This window comes from Saccharospirillum sp., from assembly GCF_039982735.1.
Classification (GTDB): Bacteria; Pseudomonadota; Gammaproteobacteria; order Pseudomonadales; family Natronospirillaceae; genus Saccharospirillum.
On record NZ_JBDWXV010000001.1, the window covers coordinates 162,077 to 182,861 of the forward strand.

A 20,785-nucleotide genomic window follows, 5' to 3' on the forward strand; every position below is an offset into this window, starting at 1 on the left:
GCTGGGGCAGACGCTTAGCGGCGGCCATCCCAGTCGACAAAGTTTTTTAGCAGGGTCAGTCCGGCCGGGAAGCTTTTCTCCGGGTGGAACTGGGTGGCAAAGAGGTTATCCCGGTAAATCATGGCAGCAAAGGTAGCATCGTAGGTGCAGTTGGCCGCCGTGTATTCCGGGTGGGCTTCCACGTAGTAGCTGTGTACGAAATAGAAGCGATCGCCGTTGTTAATGCCTTGAAGCAAGGGGTGGTCGATTTGCAAATCTACGGTGTTCCAGCCCATGTGCGGCACTTTCAGAGCCAGGCCGCGCTCGTCGGTCGCCGTTGTGCTGAAGCGGCGTACTTCACCATCGAAATGACCCAGGCAGTCGACGCCACCGTTCTCGTGGCTGCGGGCCATCAGTGCTTGCATGCCGACACAGATGCCGAGAAAAGGCTTGCCGCTGTTTACCGCATCAGCGACCACGATGTCGACACCCTGGCGGCGAATTTCAGCCATGCAGTCGCGAATGGCGCCGACACCGGGTAATAAAATATGGTCGGCTTCAGCGATGCGGTCTTTGTCGGAGGTGACTTCGATTTGGGTATTCGGGGCGACGTGCTCCAGCGCCTTGGCGACGGAGTGCAGGTTGCCCATGCCGTAATCAATGATGGTCAGCAGTGTGCGACTCACGGAAGTATCCTGTTCTGGCTGAGGTTTGCATCAGGCGCCCGATTTGGGCGCCGTTGGAGCGACCTTCCGGCGGGTATCAGAGCACGCCCTTGGTGGACGGAGTGATGCCAGCCATGCGTTCGTCTGGCGTTAGCGCCATGCGCAGGGCGCGGCCGAAGGCTTTGAACACCGTTTCGATCTGATGGTGCGAATTGTGGCCTTTCAGATTGTCGATGTGCAGCGTGACCCAGGAGTGGTTGACGAAGCCCTGGAAGAACTCATAAAACAGATCGACGTCGAAGCCGCCGACGCTGCCGCGCGTAAATGGCAGGTTGTATTCGAGGCCCGGGCGACCTGAAAAGTCGATCACGACCCGTGACAGGGCTTCATCCAATGGCACATAGCTGTGGCCATAGCGGGTAATGCCTTTCTTGTCGCCAACGGCTTTCGCGAACGCCTGACCCAGGGTGATGCCGATGTCTTCAACGCTGTGGTGGTCGTCGATGTGGTTGTCGCCGCGGCAGACGATGTCGAGATCGATCAGGCCATGCCGGGCAATCTGATCCATCATGTGGTCCAGAAAGGGCATGCCGGTGTCGAACTGGGCTGTGCCGGTACCGTCCAGATTGATGCTGACTTTGATCTGGGTTTCGGTGGTGTTGCGTTCAACCGTCGCTTGGCGACTCATAGTACGACTCTCTGTTCTTGGTGATTCGAGTGATGGTTCGGGCAACGCATACGGGTGGCTGCAGTAAAGTAAACGACCTGAAACCCGGTTGCGAAGGCGCATTATATCGGTATGCTGCGCCTCAAACCACCCGGACCGACGCCAATGCCTGTAACGCTGGATTTGCTGTCCCGAACACCGCTCTCAGACTTGCCAGAAACCGATGCGCCAGATTTGGCCCGTCTGGCGCAGGACATGAGTGCCTGCCCCTGCTATCAGTCTGCCTGGATTGCCTGGCAGGCCAGTGCCCCGGGCGTGAGGCTCCATGCCGCCCGGTTTAACGGGCGCATCGTCGGCGTAGCGTTTGTTGAGGGTGAATGTGTGTTGAGCCTGGGTGTTCGGGCGCTGACCCGAGGACGAGGGGTTGGGCGGCGAATGGTGTCGGTACTGGCGCAGCTGTACTCACTGCGCCTCTCGGCGCAGATCCATCCTGAGCTTGCGACCTTTGTCAGTGCCTGTTTGACGTCGCTGGTAGATCGGAAATAACAGCCTGGTTTTTACCGCGTGACTTGGCCTCGTACATGGCATGGTCGGCCAGGTTGAGCAACTGATCGACCAGTTTGGGCGCCTGCTCCCCGGTGACCTCAATGATCCCCACTGAACATCCCAGTTGCTGGCCTTCGGGCCAGGTGAATTCCTGTCCGGTAAAACGTCGCAGGAAAGCCTGGCAGCGAGCCGGAGTCGAGAAATCCTCAAGAATGCGCTGGGCCAGTTGCTGAACCGCTTGGCCTTTTTCATTGGGGAATAAAATGACGAATTCGTCTCCGCCCAGTCGCGCTGCCAGATCCTCGGTGCGGGTGTGCTCTTTCAATACCTGCGCAAAGCCGCGTAATACCTGATCACCCAGTATGTGCCCATAGTTATCATTCAGGTATTTGAAATTATCCAGATCCAGAAATGCCAGTGAGAACCGGTAGCTGGCATTGCGGCGACCACGGGCCAGCTCTTCTTCCAGGCGAGGGTACAGGGCCTGCCGGTTCATAAGGCCGGTCAGCATGTCAGTAGAGGAAAGATGATGCAGTTCTTTTTCATGCGCCAGCCGTTGAATGGCGGCCGCCAGTTGCCCCGCCAGCATGGAGGCCGTGCGCAGCACGGATTCTTCAAAGCCAGAGGGGTTTCGGGTCATCAGAATCATGTCGCCAAAATCGTTGTGGGGCAGGGCGATGCGGAAAATGCAGACATAGCCGCTGTCCATGCCTTCAAGATCGAGAGTGTGCATGCGGATCAGCAATCGCCCGCGCGTCAACCGCTGCAAAGACAACGCCTGATGCAGCCGCTCAACGTCCAGGACGGCCAGTCCCCGGGTAATCAGGGTGGCCTCCATAAAGGGTTGCTGGGTCAGGTCGATGGCGACGTAGTCGCAATCGAGGTGCGCCTTCAGTTGCTGACACAGGGTTTCGACCAGTTCCAGAGTATCGGTTGCTGCGTTGGTTTGAGCACTGAGGTGTGACAGTAGCCGGGTGTCCCGCACCTTCTGTTGTATCTGTTCGAGCTCGCTTTCAAGATCAGCGGCTCGTAACACGGACATCACATCGATGTTGCTGTCGGTCAGCGGCTGGGTAACCGCCTCCCTGGTTTGCATCCATTGAATCTGATAGGCCGGTTTCAGGCTGGAAGGCAAGTTGTCGGGCCCCGCGGCATACAAGGCCAGATTCACCAGGGTATCCGGCAAGTCCGGTTGAGCTTCCAGCGACGCTTTCAATTCCGCAACCAGGGTGGTTACGCCCTCATAGTCGGCTTCTGCCCGGGCAAAATGCAGTTTCAGGCAGATGAGCAAAACCTGCCCCCGTGCCGAGCGTTGTTCTAGCCGTTGCCGATAATCCTGCAAGGTATGCTGGGCGAGAACGCTGTGCCCCAGGTAGAACCGGTACAGTGCCTGTTGCAGCATAAGGTCATCGAGCGTGTAAAAAGGAATGGTCACGAAACCGCGAATGCGACACAAACGAATGGCAGTAGTGAGCAGCCGCAAGCTTTCGGGAACATTGCCGCTGATCAGATAAGCCCAGGACAGGTTATGCAACGTGACGGCAATTTCATTGTAGTGGGCGACTGTTTGCAATTTGTGCAGTGTGTATAAAAAGGTGTCTCTGGCTTCCTCTATTCGGCCCAGCCGCATCTGAATAATACCCAGGCCGTTGTAAAGAGGAGCTTCATGCCGAGGCGATGCCATCCGGCTGCAACGGCTCAGCGCCAGCTCCAGCAGGCGATGTGCCCGCTGAAACCGGTGTGCTTTGGTTTGCAGCAACGCCATAGCTTCAGTCAGCTTAACGGTGGCGATGTCGTTCATCTGGGCTCTGGCCTGGCTGAGGCCCGTTAAAATGGCGCGCCGCAGAAAGTGCCGCTCCCGGTCTGTCATGCATCCCTCCCAGGCTATCTGGGCGGTGCGCAGGGCGTAACCATAGTCGTCATTATCCAGCATCGGCAGCAGGGCTTCGAGCCGGTGCATTACCGTGGCGGGCGGGCGTTCGTGAAACATGCTGCTGATCATGACCTGCATCAGCAGCCATTCCCGTTCGCGCAATAGCCAGGGGGCGTCTTTGGTCGTAATTTGTTCCAGCGCCGTCTGGGCGTGTGTGGCCATTTGCCGGGCTGTGCTTAGCCGGTGTTTGGTCAGCGCACACCAGCCGAGGCGCAGGTAAGCATCGAACATCTGGTCGTAAAGATGCTCCTGCCGGGCTTCTTCGAGCAGTTCCGTCAACAGGGTAATGGCCCCGTTATGCTGGTCTTTGTAGTACTGGGCCTCAGCTTCGATCAGACGCAGAGTGCTGCGATGTTCGGATAGCAGCAGTATTTGCCGTTCATCCAGCATTAGCCCGATTTTATCGCACAGCAGGTGGGTTTCTGTATGGCACTGCAAGGCGTGGTTTCTCAGCGCATCCTGAATCAGCCGCGGAATGCTCTGGGCACTGAGTGGCTGCGGCTCGGGCCAGGGAGACGAGTCGGCGTTCAGTTCGGGCGACAGGTCTATCAGCCAGTTGGGTGGGTCAATGTCGTCGTCGGCACTGCGCTGGGTGCTGTGCCAGTCCGGATCGTGAGAGGCCATCAGATCGGTATCGGTTGAGGTGAGCAACAATACTCGACCGTTTAACTGCTGTTGTACGGTTCTGACCAGGCGCTGCAGACTGAAACTGGCAAAATGGAAATGCGTAAGCGCCACAACAATGGGGCGCGTTTGCGACAGGGCAGCCAGCAAGCGCAGAATGTCGTCCTGAAAGGCGATGGTTTTCTGAATGACGTGGTCTTTCAGTTGCAGCGGATGGCGCTGAATAAAATGATCGTCGAGCAATTGCTGCCAGGTATTGATATTGGGGCCATAAACACCCTGTTCCTGAAGCCAGCGCCCACAGTCAGCAATGCCCAGCCGGTCGTAGCCATCCTGAATGATGTCGACTAGCGGGTAATAGCCATTAAGCTGACTGTCGGACGTCAGTTGATAGCGAACACACTCAGCGGGCAGGTCTGCCATAAACGCATCCACCAGGCTGCTGAAACGGCGGCCATCGGCATCGGCGAAGAGCAGGCACTGTCCCTGGCCTTTTAACGTCTGCTGCCATGCATTGTCCAGCAGCCTAAGCGGGTAGGTCTGATTCATAGTCCTTCACGATCTTGCAGCGTTTCGCCAGTATAAACCAAAAGTTCAGGTCATCATGCAGACGAATTGGCAACTTTGCGTATTTAAGGTCGTAACTGTGGACCTGAATCACAAACCCGGCAATGCACCATAATAGTGCTAATATGACGTCAGCGGTTCCACTATGGTGCAATGATGCCAAAGTAAGCCCCGTAATCGTGCATGTCGGGCCTTATATGGCTGGCCTGCTTCTTGCGTATGCCATTTAAAGAACCACAGGGCAGGCCACGGCGGACTCACCGCTGACCCAATTCAGGGTCTGTTTGCTGACTTCCATTGCAACCCGGTGCACAGGAAACCTCATGTGACTGACACGCATTTTTTTCGCCAGTTGGTCGATCACCAATTCACGGCTGTCATTCAGTTGGACGACACGCTGGTTGTCGAGCACGTTAACCCTTCTGCTGAATTGTTGCTGGTGCGCTCGGGAAAGCAAATCATTGGTCAGGCGTTTTACAGTCTTTTTGTTAACCCGGCCGAGATCCGGGAGATGATGATGTCGGCCGTCTCCGGCGGCACGACGTTGTCCGTGCGCTCTGCGCAGTGGCAGCTGGCGCATCGGGATACATTGACACTGGATTACATGGTCACGCCGTATATGGATGTCGATGAACTGCACCTGATTGTCGAAATGTTGCCCGCCGACCGGGCGATGCGCATCAGCCGAGACGAGGGTCTGATACAACAAACCGAGACTACCCGGCATCTGGTTCGCGGCGTGGCTCACGAAATCAAGAATCCACTGGGCGGCATTCGGGGCGCGGCGCAGCTGCTGGCCAGTGAATTGCCTAATGCCGACCTTAAAGAGTATACCCAGGTCATTATTGAGGAAGCCGACCGGTTGCGCGATCTGGTAGATCGGATGCTCGGCAGCCACAAGGTGCCCACCCTGTCAGAAGTTAACATCCATCAGATCGTCGAGCGTGTCTACGCCCTGCTTCGGGTTGAGTGCGGCGACAGAATCAGGTTAAGTCGCGATTACGACCCCAGTCTGCCCGACTTTAAAGCCGACGAGGCGCAGTTGATACAGGCCGTGTTGAACATTGCTCGCAATGCGGTGCAGGCGTTGATAGAGAATAACGTTGAAGCGCCGGCCATTGAGTTTAAAACCCGTGCCGTGCGTCAGTTCACCATCCGTCAGAACCGGTACCGGTTACTGGTTAAGCTCGACATCATTGATAACGGCCCGGGCATTGCACCGGAAATGATGGAAAAGATCTTCTACCCAATGATTTCAGGCCGACCCACCGGTACGGGTCTGGGTCTGTCGATCGCTCAGCAAATCATTAATTTTCACAACGGCGTCATCGAGTGTGACAGCAGTCCCGGTGCCACCGTCTTTAGTGTCTATTTACCGTTGGAGGGGCTCAATGGCCAATCATAATTGCGTCTGGATCGTCGACGACGACCGCTCCATACGCTGGGTACTGGAACGTGCCTTCGAAAAGGAAGGTATAGAGTGCCGCAGCTTTGAATCCGGCGAGGCCCTGTTGCGCAAGCTGGATCAGGACCCGCCCGATGCCATTGTCAGCGATGTCCGTATGGAGGGCATCGACGGCCTGGAGTTGCTCAGCCGAATTCATGACAATCACCCGCATTTGCCGGTCATCATCATGACGGCGCATTCAGACCTCGAAAGTGCCGTTGCCTCGTTTCAGGGCGGTGCCTTCGAATACCTGCCCAAGCCGTTCGATGTTGACGATGCGGTCTCCCTGGCGCTGCGTGCGATCGAGCATACCCGTCAGAAACAGAAAACCTCCGAACCTGCGGTGGCACCGGCCAATACCGAGATTATTGGTGAAGCACCCGCAATGCAGGAAGTGTTTCGGGCCATCGGCCGGTTGTCGCAGTCGAACATCACGGTGCTGATCAATGGTGAATCCGGTACCGGCAAAGAGCTGGTGGCGCATGCTTTGCACCGTCACAGTCCACGCCGGGAAAACCCGTTCATAGCCCTGAACATGGCGGCTATCCCTCGTGACCTGATGGAATCTGAGCTCTTCGGTCACGAAAAAGGGTCGTTCACCGGAGCGCAGGGGCAGCGTCGCGGGCGTTTCGAACAGGCAGACGGCGGTACGCTGTTTCTCGATGAAATTGGCGATATGCCGGCCGAGACCCAAACCCGGTTGCTGCGAGTGCTGGCCGATGGCGAGTTTTATCGCGTTGGCGGACACACCTCGGTACGCGTGGATGTTCGCATCATCGCGGCGACGCACCAGAATCTGGAGACTCTGGTGAAAGAAGGTCGCTTTCGCGAAGACTTGTTCCACCGGTTGAACGTTATCCGTATCCATTTGCCGCGCCTGGCCGACCGGCGTGAAGATATTCCCCGGCTGCTTGAGTTCTTCCTCCACAAGGCAGCCGACGAATTGGGCGTGGAAACCAAGACGTTACGACCGGAGACCGAGGCTTACCTCTCTCGTCTTGCTTGGCCCGGCAATGTGCGCCAGCTGGAAAATATCTGTCGCTGGATCACGGTGATGGCTTCAGGTCGGGAAGTGCTGGTGTCGGATTTGCCGCCGGAGCTGATGGACGAAGCCCAGACGCCAGTTACCAGCGAGAACTGGGAGCAGGCGCTGCGCAACTGGGCCGATCGGGAACTGGCCCGTGGCGAGCACCGGCTTTTGGACATCGCCGTACCGAACTTCGAACGCATCATGATAGAGACCGCCCTGAAGCATACCGCCGGCCGACGCCGCGATGCAGCCGAATTGCTGGGCTGGGGCAGAAACACCCTGACCCGCAAGATCAAGGAGCTGGGCATGGAGCTGGAGACGGTGGCCGAGGACGAAGAGTAAGGCACCACATTTTACCTATTTGCCAGGAGTCCGTGCCAGGCACCGGGTAAGCCTAATCAGGGTCGGCGTGAACCCATCCCTGGGGCCTAGACCGCAGCATCCATGCTGCGGACTCCCCTGCTTAGGCTCACCCGGTACCCAGCACTCAATTCAGCGATAATTCTAATACCTTAGCAATGGTAGAGCGCAGCTTTAGCCTCTGAACTCTCAAGTCACTACCATGGCATCTCCTCAGTCAAAGGCGTAAAATTCCAGCCAGCCTAAAAACCCGCCAACTCGTTGGGAGACAAGATGTCAGATATTAAAAAAGTGGTGCTGGCCTATTCCGGTGGCCTGGACACCTCGGTCATTGCCAAGTGGATCACCGAAACCTACAACTGCGAAGTGGTGACCTTCACGGCCGACCTTGGCCAGGGCGAAGAAGTTGAGCCGGCCCGTTCCAAGGCCAAAGCCCTCGGTATTAAGGAAATCTACATCGAAGATCTGCGCGAAGAGTTTGTGCGTGACTTTGTGTTCCCGATGTTCCGTGCCAATACCGTTTATGAAGGCGAATACCTGCTGGGTACCTCCATCGCCCGCCCGCTGATCGCCAAGCGTCTGATCGAAATCGCCAATGAAACCGGTGCCGACGCCATCGCTCACGGCGCAACCGGCAAGGGTAACGACCAGGTTCGGTTCGAACTGGGTGCCTATGCGTTGAAGCCGGGTGTGAAAGTGATTGCGCCCTGGCGTGAATGGGACCTGACCTCGCGCGAGAAGCTGATGGCTTATTGCGAAGACCACCAAATTCCAGTCGACTTCAATAAGAAGGGTAAGAAATCACCTTATTCCATGGATGCCAACCTGCTACACATCTCCTATGAAGGCGGCATTCTGGAAGACCCCTGGGCCGAAGCCGAGGAAGAGATGTGGCGCTGGTCAGTCAGCCCTGAAGCGGCACCGGATACGCCGACTTATCTGGAGCTGACCTACGATAAAGGCGATATCGTTGCCATTGACGGCAAACCCACTTCACCCGCCGATGTGTTGGCGTACCTGAACAAGGTGGGCGGCGAGAACGGCATTGGCCGTCTGGATCTGGTCGAAAACCGTTATGTTGGCATGAAGTCTCGCGGCTGCTATGAAACACCGGGCGGCACCATCATGCTCAAGGCGCACCGTGCCATCGAATCGATCACGCTCGACCGTGAAGTCGCGCACCTGAAAGATGAGCTGATGCCCAAATACGCCGAAGTGATCTACAACGGTTACTGGTGGAGCCCTGAGCGTTTGATGATGCAGAAGATGATTGATGCCTCTCAGGAGCGGGTCAACGGCAAGGTTCGCCTGAAGCTGTACAAGGGCAACGTCATTGTCGCCGGTCGTCAGTCTGAAGACAGCCTGTTCGATGAAAGCATTGCTACGTTTGAAGACGATGCCGGTGCATACGACCAGAAAGACGCCGAAGGCTTTATTAAGCTGAACGCCTTGCGCATGCGCATTGCCGCGAGCAAAGGTCGCAGCCCGCTTAAGTAACACGGGGCATAAAAAAACCGGGCTAAAAGCCCGGTTTTTTTATGGGTTGTGCAATCAGTGCCTCAGTTCGGGTTGCCATCCAGGTAAATGTCGGTGTCCCGGTTGAACAGGGCGCCTATCCAGATAAAGAACACCCACACCAGTGCTCCAAACGGCAGATACCCGAAATAACCCAGCAACGGCATTTCTGAGAAGATATGGATCACGTTGACGAAGGGAATGTCGTATATCCAGTAGTTCGGGTTGGTTGGGTAGCCGATGTCCGGGTGTTCGCTGCCGAAGTTCCACATTTCCCAGAGAAAACCGTTGAACATCGACGCCAGTGCGATCAGCACACCGGGTGCCCAGTTTCCCTGGGTCAGCGCCGTGAAGGGCGACCAGAGTGATTGCCGCATTAATACGCCAATAATAACCGCCAGCGGACCGATCCAAATGCCCCAGAACATCAGGCGCGGAAAGAACACCAGGGCACCGATGATCAGGCAGCCCAGGATAATCAGCAGGTTTCCTGGTAGCGGGATAGAGGGGCCATTCTGGTAACGTGCGACCAGCTTGGGAAAGGAATTCAGCAAGTTAAACCATTCGAAGATGGCCGGCCAGACAGTGGTGTAGGCGATCAGAAACAATACGACGATCACACTGTGGGGCAGGGCGGCCATGTGACCGTTGGGGTAATACCAGTTGCTCAGCACAAAATAGTCGTAATACTCGAAATACCCCCAGCCAACCACCGAAATCACGGCGCTGAAAATCAGCAGGGACGGCTTGGTCGCCATCAATGACTTGCCGTTGTTGCGGTGGTACACAATGCCATCGAGCATGACGATGAAGCCCCACCACATCGGGGAAAAGGCGTAGTAGACCAGGTTGCCCAGCAAGACCGGCCGGGCCCACATGACCCACCAGAAGCACAGCATGACAACGGCACCGGCCCAGAACCACCAGGGCAGTGGCTTTTTCGCCGGTTGTGGGGCGGGTGTGGCACCCTGAAAGCCAAACAGCTTTGGAAATAAAAGCAGTAATGTCACCAGAAGGGCCAGAGCGGCGACCACCAGAAAGTAGAGCAGCGAAAACCCCGGTGCTGGCGAGGTTTGTATGGGTGGAAAAATACCAAAGCCGGGTGGCAAATGTGTGCTCGGGTAGGCAAACCAGGCGGCTACCAGGGGAATCAGCAGCGTCAGCAGGATAGGCCAGAGCAGAGCCCATTTATTGGTCGGGTTCATGTCAGTGTCGGTTCCTTGTGTTTGTTTTTGGTTATTGTTACGGGCTAGGGAGCCTCTGAATAACTCCCCCAGGGCTCTGCGCGAGCTAAAACGTTCTGCCACAAGGCGCACTTCGCAGTGCAATGGCCGTAGCCCTTGTCAAGAAGTGCAACGCCGGGGCAGGACGTTTTAGCCGCGCCCGACGGGGCTTTCCGAGGAACGCTGCCACAGCGTTGGACTCATTTGAAAGGTCCAGACATTCCTGCATGAGTCCGCCTTGTGGCAGCGTCTCTCGGATAAGCCAGAGCCCAGGGGGAGTTGTTCAGAGGCTCCCTAGTTCCCTGGCATGCGGTATCGACTGCTAACGACCACCCCGGCTGCTCAGGGAGGGCTGCTCGGTCCATTTGAGAATCATGTTCTCCAGTTGTGTCAGTTTGATGGGCTTGAGCAACACGTCATTCATACCGGCTTCCAGGCAGTTGTTGATATCGCGCTGCGAGGTGTTGGCCGTAAAGGCGATAACCGGGTTGTTGAACTGGCGCTGTCGCAGTGTGCGAGTCGTCTCCAGGCCATCCATCACCGGCATCTGCATGTCCATCAACACCATATCGGGTTGCCGGTACAGTACGTGGCTTAAGCCTTCTTCCGCCGATTCAAACCCACTGGCGCTGACGCCCAGCCGGGTCAGCATCCCCAGTAGCACCTTGAGGTTCACCGGGTTGTCATCGATGGCAACTATGTAAAGCCGACGTAACATCAGGGGGTGTTCGGCGGTCGCTGGGGCTGTGGCTGCCTGACCCAGCAGTCGCCGGAAGGTGACCTGTGTGCACGGCAATAGTTCCAGGCTGACCGGTGGCGTCCACAGCGGCAGGTCAGTGGGTACCCGGCTGACCAGCCAATGGACCTTAGGGTGCTCGCTGAACCGATTCGAGAGCTCGGGGTCGGGTTGGTCAGCGACCAGTATCCAGTGCTCTGCATCCTCTGGTAAGGGTGCTGTCATTGCGGCAGAATGCGTGAGGCTGTGGTGCAGTGTGATGCCGAGTCGGCGCAGGCTGTTGCCGATCAGGTTTTTCAGGTCCACATCGTCACAGACCAGCCCCACCCGAACGGGCAGTGTGGTTATCGGCTCGGGTTCACCCTGCATTGGCAAGGTAAACTGGAAGTCGCTGCCCAGTTCCGGCTGACTGAAGACCGTCAGTTTACCGCCCATCAGAGCCACCAGTTTGGACGCAATTTGCAAACCCAGGCCCGTCCCGCCGTATTTGCGTGCAATGGTTGCATCGGCCTGCGTAAAGGCTGAAAACACCGATTCGATTTTGTTCTGGGCAATACCTATGCCGGTGTCGGTGACATGGAAGGTCAGGGCATCTGCATCCGGCTGAGAAACCGATAGTTCAATCGAGCCCTGCTCGGTGAATTTGAACGCGTTGCTGAGCAGGTTTGCCAGGATCTGTTTCAACCGGTTGACATCACCGCTAACGCGACGAGGCACCTTGGGGTCTATATCGACCAGAAAACGGACCTTTTTCCGGTCGAACGCGTCTTTGTAGATGGTGCAGAGTTCATCCAGTGCTTCATCGAGGTCGAAGGGCTCTGCTACCAGTTCAAGCTGGTCGGCGTTCATTTTGGCCAGATCAAGAATGTCGTTGATCAGGAATACCAGAAAATTAGACGACGCATGGATGGCTTCGAGGTGACGGCTGGTTTCAGCAGGCATTTGTTGCTGACCCATTAATTCCACCGACCCCTGAATGGCGTTTAACGGGGTGCGCAATTCATGACTGACATTGGCCAGAAAGCGCTCTTTGGTGTTCAGGGCATCATTGGCTGCCTGCAGTGCTTCCTGTGTGGCCAGCAAGCCGGCCTCCTTTTCCTTGTAGACCAGTCCCACCTGGTGGCTGATTACCAGCGACAATAGAATAACTTCCATCGAGACGGCAAACATGCCCAGGTGTTCAAGAAATAAAGTATCGGCAACGGGCAAGCTGGACGCGCCAATGGAAATCAGGGCGGGAATCGCAAAGGCCGCGTTGGCAACCAGGTAATAGCGCGCGGTTCTGTTGCCCTGCAGCACGCGGGTAAGGCCTGCTGTGAAGCCATAAATGGCAAACAGACCCACGCCTATGCGGTCGATCTCCATCGACAGTTCCGGCCTAAGCAGTGCCACCACAAAACCCAAAACAAAGAGGATGATCAGGCCGCTGCCAATGCGGTACAGCCATTGTGACGTGTTGGGTTTGATGTTCAGCAGCACCATCACAAAGGCGATGTAGGCGGTGTTTGAAATAAGAATGGGGAAGCTGGTCAGGTAGAACTGGTGAATGCTGAGCAAATCACTGAACACCAGTAAGGAGGCGCCGGTAAAAAAGAAATTGCCGGTAATAAACAGGGCGTACAATAAATCGGCCGCCCGGCTGCGGCTTGTTCCCAGTACAAAATAATAGATGCCCAGCGCCAGGAAAATACCCTGGCAAATAAGGGTCAGTGCGTTACCTACCTTGATGCTTTGCTGGTACTCGCCCTGTGTAAAGACCGTTGGCTGTGGTTGCGCCAGGTAGAAAGGGCTGTCCATTCGGGTAACGATTTGGTATTGGCCGGGTTCGAATAGCTGATCTCGACCATGGCGTAGAAAGTAGGGGTTGTCCTGCTCCGATTCGATACCGCCCACCATCCGGTTTATCAGCTCTCCGGTGGTACGATCAAAGACCCAATGTTCAAAGTTGGCAATAACCGAGGAATTGCGAAAGTCGATAACCTGACGCGTCGTTTCATCAAAAGAGAGGTCAATCACATGCCAGTGATGACCGCCTTTTAGCGAAATGCCCGTTTGCGACACGATTTGTGGCTGGCTCTGCTGGCGCGATTGAATGGACGGAGACCAGTCTGATGGTTGCTGCATCCAATAGCTGTCGATCTCGACAATGTCGGCGTATGCCTGGCCGGGCCAGACCAGCATCAAACATGGCAGGCTGGCAAAAAGCAATCCACAGGCGAATCGATAAAGCACAGTGCTCGGTTCCCTTGATCAGTCTTATCGTTGGCCCGGCGCCCGCAGGCGGTTTAGTCAGGGCTGTTTTGTATTGTTCTAAGGTCTATCATTCGCCTGTCAGGTCGATGAAGGTTGGCTGCCCGGTCTAGAGACCCGTGCTGCCTGTCACATTCATCGCAGGCTCTACCCTTGCTCCAAGAATAACTGATAGCATGAATGGCTGCGACCAACAAATAGGAACAAATAAGAAAGTGACCGGATGACCACCGACGTGCCCGAGAATCTGCCTGCTACACAGGCTGTGACTAATGGCTCTCCGTGCCCGTCATGCCCGCTGTGCCGTGCGCCCGATAGTCAGTGGTGGCACCGTCGCAAACATCGGGAATACTGGTGTTGCCCGGCGTGCCGGCTGGTGTTCGTTGGCGCGGACCAGCAGATATCACCGGCCGCTGAAAAGGCAGAATACGACAAACACCGGAACGACATCAGTGACTCCGGATATCGAACATTCCTGACCCGTCCCTGGCGCGCAGTGTGCGATAGGGTGCCCACCGGTTCCCGTGGTCTGGACTTCGGCTGCGGCCCTGGTCCGGCGCTAGCCAGCATGTTTGCAGAAGCGGGTTACCGTGTCGCCTTATACGATCTCTTCTATTACCCTGACAGTTCAGTTCTGACCGGTCATTATCACTTTATCTGTCTCACCGAGGTGATCGAGCATCTCGCTAACCCAGCCGACGTATTGTCTGGCTTGTGGCGTCAATTGGAAGCGGGCGGCTGGTTGGTCATTCAAACGCAGAGGGTACGCGACCGCGAAGCCTTTGCGCATTGGCGCTATGTCGATGATCCGACTCACATCGCCTTTTATGCAGAGGCGACCTTTGCCTGGTTGGCTGAGTATTTGGGGGCACAGCACTGGGAGCTGGCTGATCGCGACGTTGTTGCGATTCAGAAGTGAGGTGTGCTGTTTGCTTAAGCAACAGCGGATGTTAGTTGATAAACCAGTGCTTCATCCCCGGAACCTATTGTCGCCCGCTGGTCTGGTGAACTCTCTTACGGGGTCTTTGCGTCCTCAAACAACGCAGTTTCATACCCAAATAACGCTGGTGCGCCGCCGGTATGGATGAACAGAACCTTGTCGTTGGGCCTATAGGTACCGTTTTGGTAGCTATCGAACAGGCCGTGCATGGCTTTACCGGTGTAAACGGGATCCAGTAACAAGCCTTCTGTTTCCGCGGTGACCCGCACGGCGTGGATCATGCCTTCGGTCGCTATGCCATAGCCCGGGCCGACGTAGCGGCCGTCTGTTTGAATACGCTCGGCCAGAGTTGCATGGGACAGCCCCAGACGATCAAACACCGGTCGGGTCAGATTCAGTACCAGGTTGGCCTGGTCTTCGCTGGTACGGCTGACGCAGAAGCCCCGTACCTGAGCCGACAGATCAAAGAGGGCCGCGCCGGCGAGGAGTCCAGCCTGGGTGCCTGCACTGCCCGTTGCCAGAATAATGTGGTCAAACTCGGTGTCCTGCTGATACTGCCAGTCGGCAATTTCGCGGGCGCATTGAACGTAACCGAGGGCGCCGGTGGTATTGGAGCCGCCAACCGGTATGCAATAAGGGGTGTAACCTTCCCCGGCAAGCGCTGCAGCGCGCTGATGCATCAGTTCAATACCGTCCTGGCCCGGCTTGGCCAGGGTGAGGGTAGCGCCGAAAAGCCGGTTCAACAGCACGTTACCGCTGTGTTGATACAGTGATTTCGGGGTGCCGGCTACTGGTTCCAGTATCAGCTCGCAGTTCAAGCCCAGCCGAGCCGCCGCAGCCGCAGTCTGGCGGGCATGGTTGCTTTGCAGGCCGCCAACCGTCAGCACGGTATCCGCCCCCGTTTCCAGAGCTTCAGCCAACAGATATTCCAGCTTGCGCGTTTTATTGCCGCCAAGCCCGAGCCCCGTGCAGTCGTCGCGTTTCACCCAAAGGTTCCGGGTGCCCAGTAACTCGCCCAGTCGGGGCAGGTGATCAATGGGGGTGGGGGCCTGTGCCAGGCTGATTTTTGGAATCTTGCTGAAAGCCATAATCCGTCCAGAGTGACTGTTGATGCACCCTGGTCACGAACGTGAACCTGCCGGGTGCGCGATCGACCTTGTTCTCCAGTGGCTATCGCTGGTCTGTGAAGCAAGGCGCTTAATAGGGCTACTGTTACCGATTTTGGCATCAAGGGCAAACGAACCTGATGACAAGTGCACATTTCTGGTGAAAACAGAGCGGCCAGGGTGCGGAAATCCGGTCGAAAACCGGTCGCTGGTCGGGTATCCTAACGGTGCGAGCCGGGTCTGACGCCCGTCTGTGCAGAATTACTCCCTTTTATCATTCGTATTGTTCACTCACCAACCACCGCAAACAACAGGATTCCGATGGACGCGACCTATACCCCGGCCACCATTGAGCAGCAGGTGCAGGACACCTGGAACGAGAAGCAGGTCTTCAAAGCCCGGGTTGAACCCGGCAAAGAGAAATTCTACTGCCTATCGATGCTACCTTACCCCAGTGGTCGCCTACACATGGGGCACGTTCGCAACTACACCATCGGTGATGTGATCAGCCGCTACCAGCGCATGCTCGGCAAGAACGTCATGCAGCCAATGGGCTGGGATGCCTTCGGCATGCCCGCCGAGAACGCCGCCATTCAGAATGGTGTTGCTCCGGCCAAGTGGACCTTTGAGAACATCGACTACATGCGTAACCAGCTCAAGATGCTGGGCTTCGCCTATGACTGGGACCGGGAAGTCACCACCTGCACCCCCGAGTATTACCGCTGGGAGCAATGGTTCTTCACCCGCCTGGTGGAGAAGGGCCTGGCGTATAAGAAAACCTCGCCGGTAAATTGGTGCCCCGTCGATCAGACCGTGCTTGCCAATGAACAGGTGCATGATGGCTGCTGCTGGCGCTGTGATACTCCGGTTGAACGCAAGGAGATGGATCAGTGGTTCATCAAGACCACAGCCTACGCCGAGGAATTGCTGGAAGAACTCGATAACCTGCCGGGCTGGCCCGATGAAGTGAAGGCCATGCAGCGCAACTGGATCGGTCGTTCTCAGGGTGTCACGCTTAAGTTTGGCCTGAAAGGCAGTGACGAGACGCTCGAAGTCTATACCACCCGTCCGGATACGCTGATGGGCGTTACATACATGGCGGTGGCAGCCCAGCACCCGCTTGCGGCTGAAGCGGCCAAAACCAGCGACGAACTGGCGAGCTTTATTCTCGAATGCAAGAACATGACCACCAGCGAGGCCGATATGGCCACGATGGAGAAGAAAGGGTGCGATACGGGCTTGGTTGCGATCCACCCATTAACCGGCGAAGAAGTCCCCATCTGGTCGGCCAACTTCGTGTTGATGGATTACGGCAGCGGCGCCGTTATGGCGGTGCCCGGGCACGACCAGCGCGACTGGGAGTTTGCCAGCAAATACGGGTTGCAAAAAAAGCAGGTGGTCAAGCCCGAACCTGGCAGCGAAAGCCAGTGCGATCTGACTGAGGAGGCTTTTACTGAAAAAGGCGTTCTGGTCAATTCTGGTGACTACGACGGGCTTAATTTCACTGAGGCGTTCGAGCGCATCGCCGGCGACCTGGAAGCCCAGGGCAAAGGCAAGGTGACCGTGAATTTCCGCCTGCGTGACTGGGGTGTGAGCCGGCAACGCTACTGGGGCACGCCGGTACCCATGGTATACGTCGATGGCGAGGTCAAACCCTCGGAGACCTTTCCGGTCGAACTGCCATACGATGTCGTGTTCGACGGCGCCAACTCGCCGATCAAGAACAATCCAGAGTTCGAAAACACGACCTGGCAAGGCAAGCCCGCCAAGCGCGATACGGACACTTTCGATACCTTTATGGAGTCGAGCTGGTATTACGCCCGTTACTGCACACCGGAATACGATGGCGGCATGCTGGAGCCTGAAGAAGCCAATTACTGGCTGCCGGTCGACCAGTACATTGGCGGTATCGAGCACGCCACCATGCACCTTATGTATTCGCGGTTCTTTCACAAAGCCATGCGCGATGAAGGCCTGGTGAACTCCAGCGAACCCTTCACCAACCTGCTGTGCCAGGGCATGGTGCTGGCGGATACCTGGTATAAGGAAACCAGCAGCGGCCGGGTGTGGGTATCACCGACCGCAGTCGATGTTCAGCGTGACGAGAAAGGCAAGGTGCTGGGAGGCGTTGAAGCCTCGACTGGAGATGCCGTGGTGTACGCCGGCATGGCGAAAATGTCCAAGTCGAAAAACAACGGCAAAGACCCGCAGCAGGCAATTGAACAGTATGGTGCCGATACGGTGCGTTTGTTCTCTATGTTCGCCGCACCGCCAGACCAAACCCTGGAGTGGACCGAGTCGGGCGTGCAGGGTGCCCAGAAGTTTTTGCAGCGGTTGTGGCGAGCAGTGCATGCCTTGCTCGAAGCCGGTGATTGCGACGCCTTGAGTGGCCAGGCGCTGAACGATGACCAGAAAGCCCTGCGCCGTAAAACGCACGAGACCATCGTGGGTGTCACCAGCGACTTTGGTGAGCGCAAAACCTTCAATACCGCCATCGCCAAGGTGATGGAGCTGCTCAACAGCGTAAACCGTTTTGAAGCGCAGACGGCACTCGACCGCGCCGTTGTCCGGGAAGCGCTGGACACCGCTGTTCTGGTGCTTGCGCCCATCGCCCCGCACGTTACCCAGGTGTTGTGGCAGGCACTTGGACACGACGGCCTGGTCATCGATGCTGCCTGGCCGCAAGCGGATGAGTCGGCGCTGGTCAAAGACTCGTTGCTGTATGTGGTTCAGGTGAACGGCAAAGTGCGCAGCCGCATTGAAGTGCCTGCCAGTGCTGACAAGGCACTGATTGAAGGCACCGCTTTGGCGGATGAGAACGTCGTGCGCTTCACCGAAGGCGTGACAGTGCGCAAGGTCATTGTTGTACCCAACAAGCTGGTGAACATCGTTGCCAACTAACGCTGGTATCTATCGAATCGGGCTGTGGCGCAGCCTGACCGTTGGCCTGTTGCTGAGCCTTCTGGTCGGCTGTGGCTACCAATTGAAAGGGCAGTTCCGGTTGGCGGAAGGTTTAAACCCTCTGGTCTGGCAATCCCAGACCGATGCCGACGAGCTGTACCAGACGCTGCGCGGTACCTTTGCCTTGTATGGTCTGGTGCTGCAAACCGGCCCGGCCGATACGTTATTACGACTGCACCGTGAAACTTATTCGGAAGTCAGCCTGGATGAAACCATCATCCTGACGCTTGAAATCGAGTGGAGCCTGGTCAACCAGTATGACCGGGCGGTCATTAGCCGGCGGATCAGCCGAGTCGAATCGCGCTTAACGGAAGACGATGATGAGGCGCGTGAACAACGCCGCCAGATTCTACGCAACCGGATTGCCCTGCTGGTTCTGGACCAACTGGAAGCCGTGACCGACGATGACCTGTTGCCGGAGGCCGATGAGTGAAGCTCTCTCCCCAACAACTGGCCAAGCAGCTGACGCAACCTCTGCCGGCCATTATCTGGCTCAGTGGCGATGAACCCCTGCTGGTGCTTGAAGCCAGTGATCAGGTGCGAGCAGCAGCTCGCCATGTGGGTATTACCGAACGTCAGGTGTTTCATGCCGATGCCCAGTTCGACTGGAATCAGCTGTACGAAGCGAACCAGGCCATGTCACTGTTCGGCGACCGCCAATTGCTAGAACTGAGGCTGACCGCCAAACTTAACGACGCGGGCCGAAAAGCGCTGGTAGCCTACGCCGAGAACGCGAACCCGGATAATCTGTTGTTGGTGGTGTCCGACAAGATCGAAGCGGCGCAAAGCAAGGCGAAGTGGTTTGCCGGTGTTACCGACGCGGCCTGGTGGGTTCCCATCTGGCCGGTCGAGCGGCACCAGCTGCCGGCCTGGTTGCGGGCCCGTCTGCAACACCATGGTCTACAGATAGATGACGATGCGCTGGCGTTGTTGTCCGACCGGGTGGATGGCAATTTGCTGGCTGCTCGCCAGGAGATCGACAAACTCTTACTGGTGAGCGACGGCACCTCACTGACTCTGGAGACCGTTATACAGGCGGTATCGGACAGCGCCCGATTCACCATTTTCGATCTGGCCGATGCCGTGCTCAGTGGGGATCTGGCTCGCAGCCAGCGAGTGTTGTCGGGTCTTTCGGCAGAGGGCATTGAACCGCCCATTGTGTTGTGGGTGCTGGCGCGCGAACTGCGGCATCTGGTGCAACTGGCCGAAGCCCAGGCCATGGGCCAACCGATGCCCGCTGTATTCAAACGATTGCGCATTTTCGATAAGCGACAGGGACCGTATCAGGTAGCCTTGCGGCGTGGCGATGCGGGCCTGTGGCAGCGGTGTCTGATTCTTTGCGGCGATATCGACGCGACCATCAAAGGGCGTGCCGCAGGTGACCCCTGGCACAAACTCAGCGCGCTGGTGTGTGAGATAGCGCAGCCCGGGGTGGTGCCGGTTTAATTGTCTTTTGATTTGCAGTAGCTGAATGAAAACAGCTAGTCCAGCTGGAAGCCGATAGTCAGTTCCAGTTGACTGTTTGAATGCGCGCAACAATATCGACTGCTGGCACTGATGTCTGCCAATGCGGCCAGTGCTGCATCATCAAAGATTGATCGTTGTGCGGGTGTAAGAATCTCGACTGTAAAAGCTCCGTCGGATTGCATCTCGATCGTGACCTCTACGGAATCTTCCCAACCACGCCGACGTGCTACAGGTGGGTAGTGCAGGTGTTCAGCCAGCGACTGTTTTAACCAGACCTTTATGTCGCGTTGAAGCTGTTGAGTATCGACATTGTCAGTGGCCTGTTCTGACGCATTCGAATCAGTCGCAAGCGGTTTGCGATCATGGAGTGGAGCCCGGGAGTTGACTGCCGTTTCAATGGGCTTAACTTGTTCCTGTTCCTGTTCCTGTTCCTGTTCGGCCAGTGGATCAACCTGCGTAACCTGTTCTGGTTTTTCCACTGAAACTGGACTGACATCGGTCTCAAGGGGAGTGTGTGTTGCCGGGGTTATCGGATTTGGAGCTATCGGCTCACTGGGTATAGGCGGCTGTTTTTGTTCGATTTTCACCTGATCGGGTGTGCCAGGGGCATTTTCGCCGTTGGCAAGCTGGGCAGTCTGCAAATCCAGTGAAATCGTGTTTTTTGTAATGGGCTCATAGGTGGGTGTCTGGCCAGGTAACCAGCTAATCAGTGCTGCATGAGCCATCACAGATAGGGTGATGGCTACTGGCCAGACGGGTCTCATGAGTC

The 20,785-nt window shown here is 56.6% G+C and carries 15 protein-coding genes; 8 read left to right on the forward strand and 7 right to left on the reverse strand.

The features are described from left to right. Positions 1 to 14 precede the first annotated feature (14 nt). A complete protein-coding gene (gene hisH / locus ABJT94_RS00680) occupies positions 15 to 665 on the reverse strand; it encodes an imidazole glycerol phosphate synthase subunit HisH (protein WP_348476873.1) in 651 nt (216 codons plus the stop codon). Between the two features lie 76 nt (positions 666 to 741). Continuing rightward, complete coding sequence (hisB, locus tag ABJT94_RS00685) at positions 742 to 1,332, reverse strand: imidazoleglycerol-phosphate dehydratase HisB (RefSeq protein ID WP_348476874.1); 591 nt, start codon at positions 1,330 to 1,332, stop codon at positions 742 to 744. Positions 1,333 to 1,476: 144 nt separating this feature from the next. Here hisB and ABJT94_RS00690 point away from each other — a divergent pair, with 144 nt between their 5' ends. Beyond that, complete coding sequence (locus ABJT94_RS00690; RefSeq protein WP_348476875.1) at positions 1,477 to 1,857, forward strand: acetyl-CoA sensor PanZ family protein; 381 nt, start codon at positions 1,477 to 1,479, stop codon at positions 1,855 to 1,857. Here ABJT94_RS00690 and ABJT94_RS00695 read toward each other — a convergent pair. Further along, positions 1,820 to 4,963 (reverse strand): tetratricopeptide repeat-containing diguanylate cyclase, encoded by a 3,144-nt coding sequence (locus ABJT94_RS00695; RefSeq protein ID WP_348476876.1) that lies wholly within the window; start codon positions 4,961 to 4,963, stop codon positions 1,820 to 1,822. The two genes, ABJT94_RS00690 and ABJT94_RS00695, sit on opposite strands and share 38 nt — an antisense overlap. Positions 4,964 to 5,306: 343 nt before the next feature. On the opposite strand from ABJT94_RS00695, the gene glnL reads away from it, so the two are divergent. The 3 genes from glnL (at position 5,307) to ABJT94_RS00710 (ending at position 9,315) form a co-directional block, all read left to right on the forward strand. Beyond that, on the forward strand, positions 5,307 to 6,386 hold the full coding sequence (glnL, locus tag ABJT94_RS00700) for a nitrogen regulation protein NR(II) (RefSeq protein WP_348476878.1): 1,080 nt from the start codon (positions 5,307 to 5,309) through the stop codon (positions 6,384 to 6,386). After that, positions 6,373 to 7,800: a nitrogen regulation protein NR(I) gene (glnG, locus tag ABJT94_RS00705; RefSeq protein ID WP_127556514.1), complete on the forward strand. Its 1,428-nt coding sequence runs from the start codon at positions 6,373 to 6,375 to the stop codon at positions 7,798 to 7,800. The genes glnL and glnG overlap by 14 nt, the downstream gene beginning before the upstream one ends. 291 nt (positions 7,801 to 8,091) lie before the next feature. Continuing rightward, on the forward strand, positions 8,092 to 9,315 hold the full coding sequence (locus ABJT94_RS00710; RefSeq protein WP_348476879.1) for an argininosuccinate synthase: 1,224 nt from the start codon (positions 8,092 to 8,094) through the stop codon (positions 9,313 to 9,315). A 62-nt stretch (positions 9,316 to 9,377) separates the two neighbouring features. On the opposite strand, the gene ABJT94_RS00715 is transcribed toward ABJT94_RS00710, so the two are convergent. Both ABJT94_RS00715 and ABJT94_RS00720 read right to left on the reverse strand, forming a co-directional pair. Then, entirely contained in the window at positions 9,378 to 10,538 is a 1,161-nt protein-coding gene (locus tag ABJT94_RS00715; protein ID WP_348476880.1) for a mechanosensitive ion channel protein MscS, read from the reverse strand. A gap of 340 nt (positions 10,539 to 10,878) precedes the next feature. Next, entirely contained in the window at positions 10,879 to 13,524 is a 2,646-nt protein-coding gene (locus tag ABJT94_RS00720) for an ATP-binding protein (protein ID WP_348476881.1), read from the reverse strand. Positions 13,525 to 13,765: 241 nt separating this feature from the next. On the opposite strand from ABJT94_RS00720, the gene ABJT94_RS00725 reads away from it, so the two are divergent. Further along, entirely contained in the window at positions 13,766 to 14,461 is a 696-nt protein-coding gene (locus ABJT94_RS00725) for a class I SAM-dependent methyltransferase (protein WP_348476882.1), read from the forward strand. 95 nt (positions 14,462 to 14,556) lie between these two features. Here ABJT94_RS00725 and ABJT94_RS00730 read toward each other — a convergent pair whose 3' ends face one another. Continuing rightward, a complete protein-coding gene (locus tag ABJT94_RS00730) occupies positions 14,557 to 15,570 on the reverse strand; it encodes a D-cysteine desulfhydrase (RefSeq protein ID WP_348476883.1) in 1,014 nt (337 codons plus the stop codon). 339 nt (positions 15,571 to 15,909) lie between these two features. Here ABJT94_RS00730 and leuS point away from each other — a divergent pair, with 339 nt between their 5' ends. The 3 genes from leuS to holA are packed head-to-tail and all read left to right on the forward strand — an operon-like array spanning position 15,910 to position 19,995. Further along, the gene (gene leuS, locus ABJT94_RS00735) at positions 15,910 to 18,489 is read left to right on the forward strand and encodes a leucine--tRNA ligase (protein WP_348476884.1); all 2,580 of its coding nucleotides are present in this window, start codon (positions 15,910 to 15,912) and stop codon (positions 18,487 to 18,489) included. After that, complete coding sequence (locus tag ABJT94_RS00740) at positions 18,479 to 18,982, forward strand: hypothetical protein (protein WP_348476885.1); 504 nt, start codon at positions 18,479 to 18,481, stop codon at positions 18,980 to 18,982. The genes leuS and ABJT94_RS00740 overlap by 11 nt, the downstream gene beginning before the upstream one ends. Continuing rightward, positions 18,979 to 19,995, forward strand: coding sequence for a DNA polymerase III subunit delta (holA, locus tag ABJT94_RS00745; RefSeq protein ID WP_348476887.1), 1,017 nt, complete (start codon positions 18,979 to 18,981; stop codon positions 19,993 to 19,995). The genes ABJT94_RS00740 and holA overlap by 4 nt, the downstream gene beginning before the upstream one ends. A gap of 35 nt (positions 19,996 to 20,030) precedes the next feature. Here holA and ABJT94_RS00750 read toward each other — a convergent pair whose 3' ends face one another. Next, complete coding sequence (locus ABJT94_RS00750) at positions 20,031 to 20,780, reverse strand: energy transducer TonB (RefSeq protein ID WP_348476888.1); 750 nt, start codon at positions 20,778 to 20,780, stop codon at positions 20,031 to 20,033. Between the last annotated feature and the right edge of the window lie 5 nt (positions 20,781 to 20,785).

Coding starts and splice junctions, on each gene's coding strand:
- hisB (WP_348476874.1), bottom strand. CDS start 1,332: ATGAGTCGCCAAGCGACGGTTGAACGCAACACCACCGAAACCCAGATC.
- ABJT94_RS00690 (WP_348476875.1), top strand. CDS start 1,477: ATGCCTGTAACGCTGGATTTGCTGTCCCGAACACCGCTCTCAGACTTG.
- ABJT94_RS00695 (WP_348476876.1), bottom strand. CDS start 4,963: ATGAATCAGACCTACCCGCTTAGGCTGCTGGACAATGCATGGCAGCAG.
- glnG (WP_127556514.1), top strand. CDS start 6,373: ATGGCCAATCATAATTGCGTCTGGATCGTCGACGACGACCGCTCCATA.
- ABJT94_RS00710 (WP_348476879.1), top strand. CDS start 8,092: ATGTCAGATATTAAAAAAGTGGTGCTGGCCTATTCCGGTGGCCTGGAC.
- ABJT94_RS00715 (WP_348476880.1), bottom strand. CDS start 10,538: ATGAACCCGACCAATAAATGGGCTCTGCTCTGGCCTATCCTGCTGACG.
- ABJT94_RS00725 (WP_348476882.1), top strand. CDS start 13,766: ATGACCACCGACGTGCCCGAGAATCTGCCTGCTACACAGGCTGTGACT.
- ABJT94_RS00730 (WP_348476883.1), bottom strand. CDS start 15,570: ATGGCTTTCAGCAAGATTCCAAAAATCAGCCTGGCACAGGCCCCCACC.
- leuS (WP_348476884.1), top strand. CDS start 15,910: ATGGACGCGACCTATACCCCGGCCACCATTGAGCAGCAGGTGCAGGAC.
- ABJT94_RS00750 (WP_348476888.1), bottom strand. CDS start 20,780: ATGAGACCCGTCTGGCCAGTAGCCATCACCCTATCTGTGATGGCTCAT.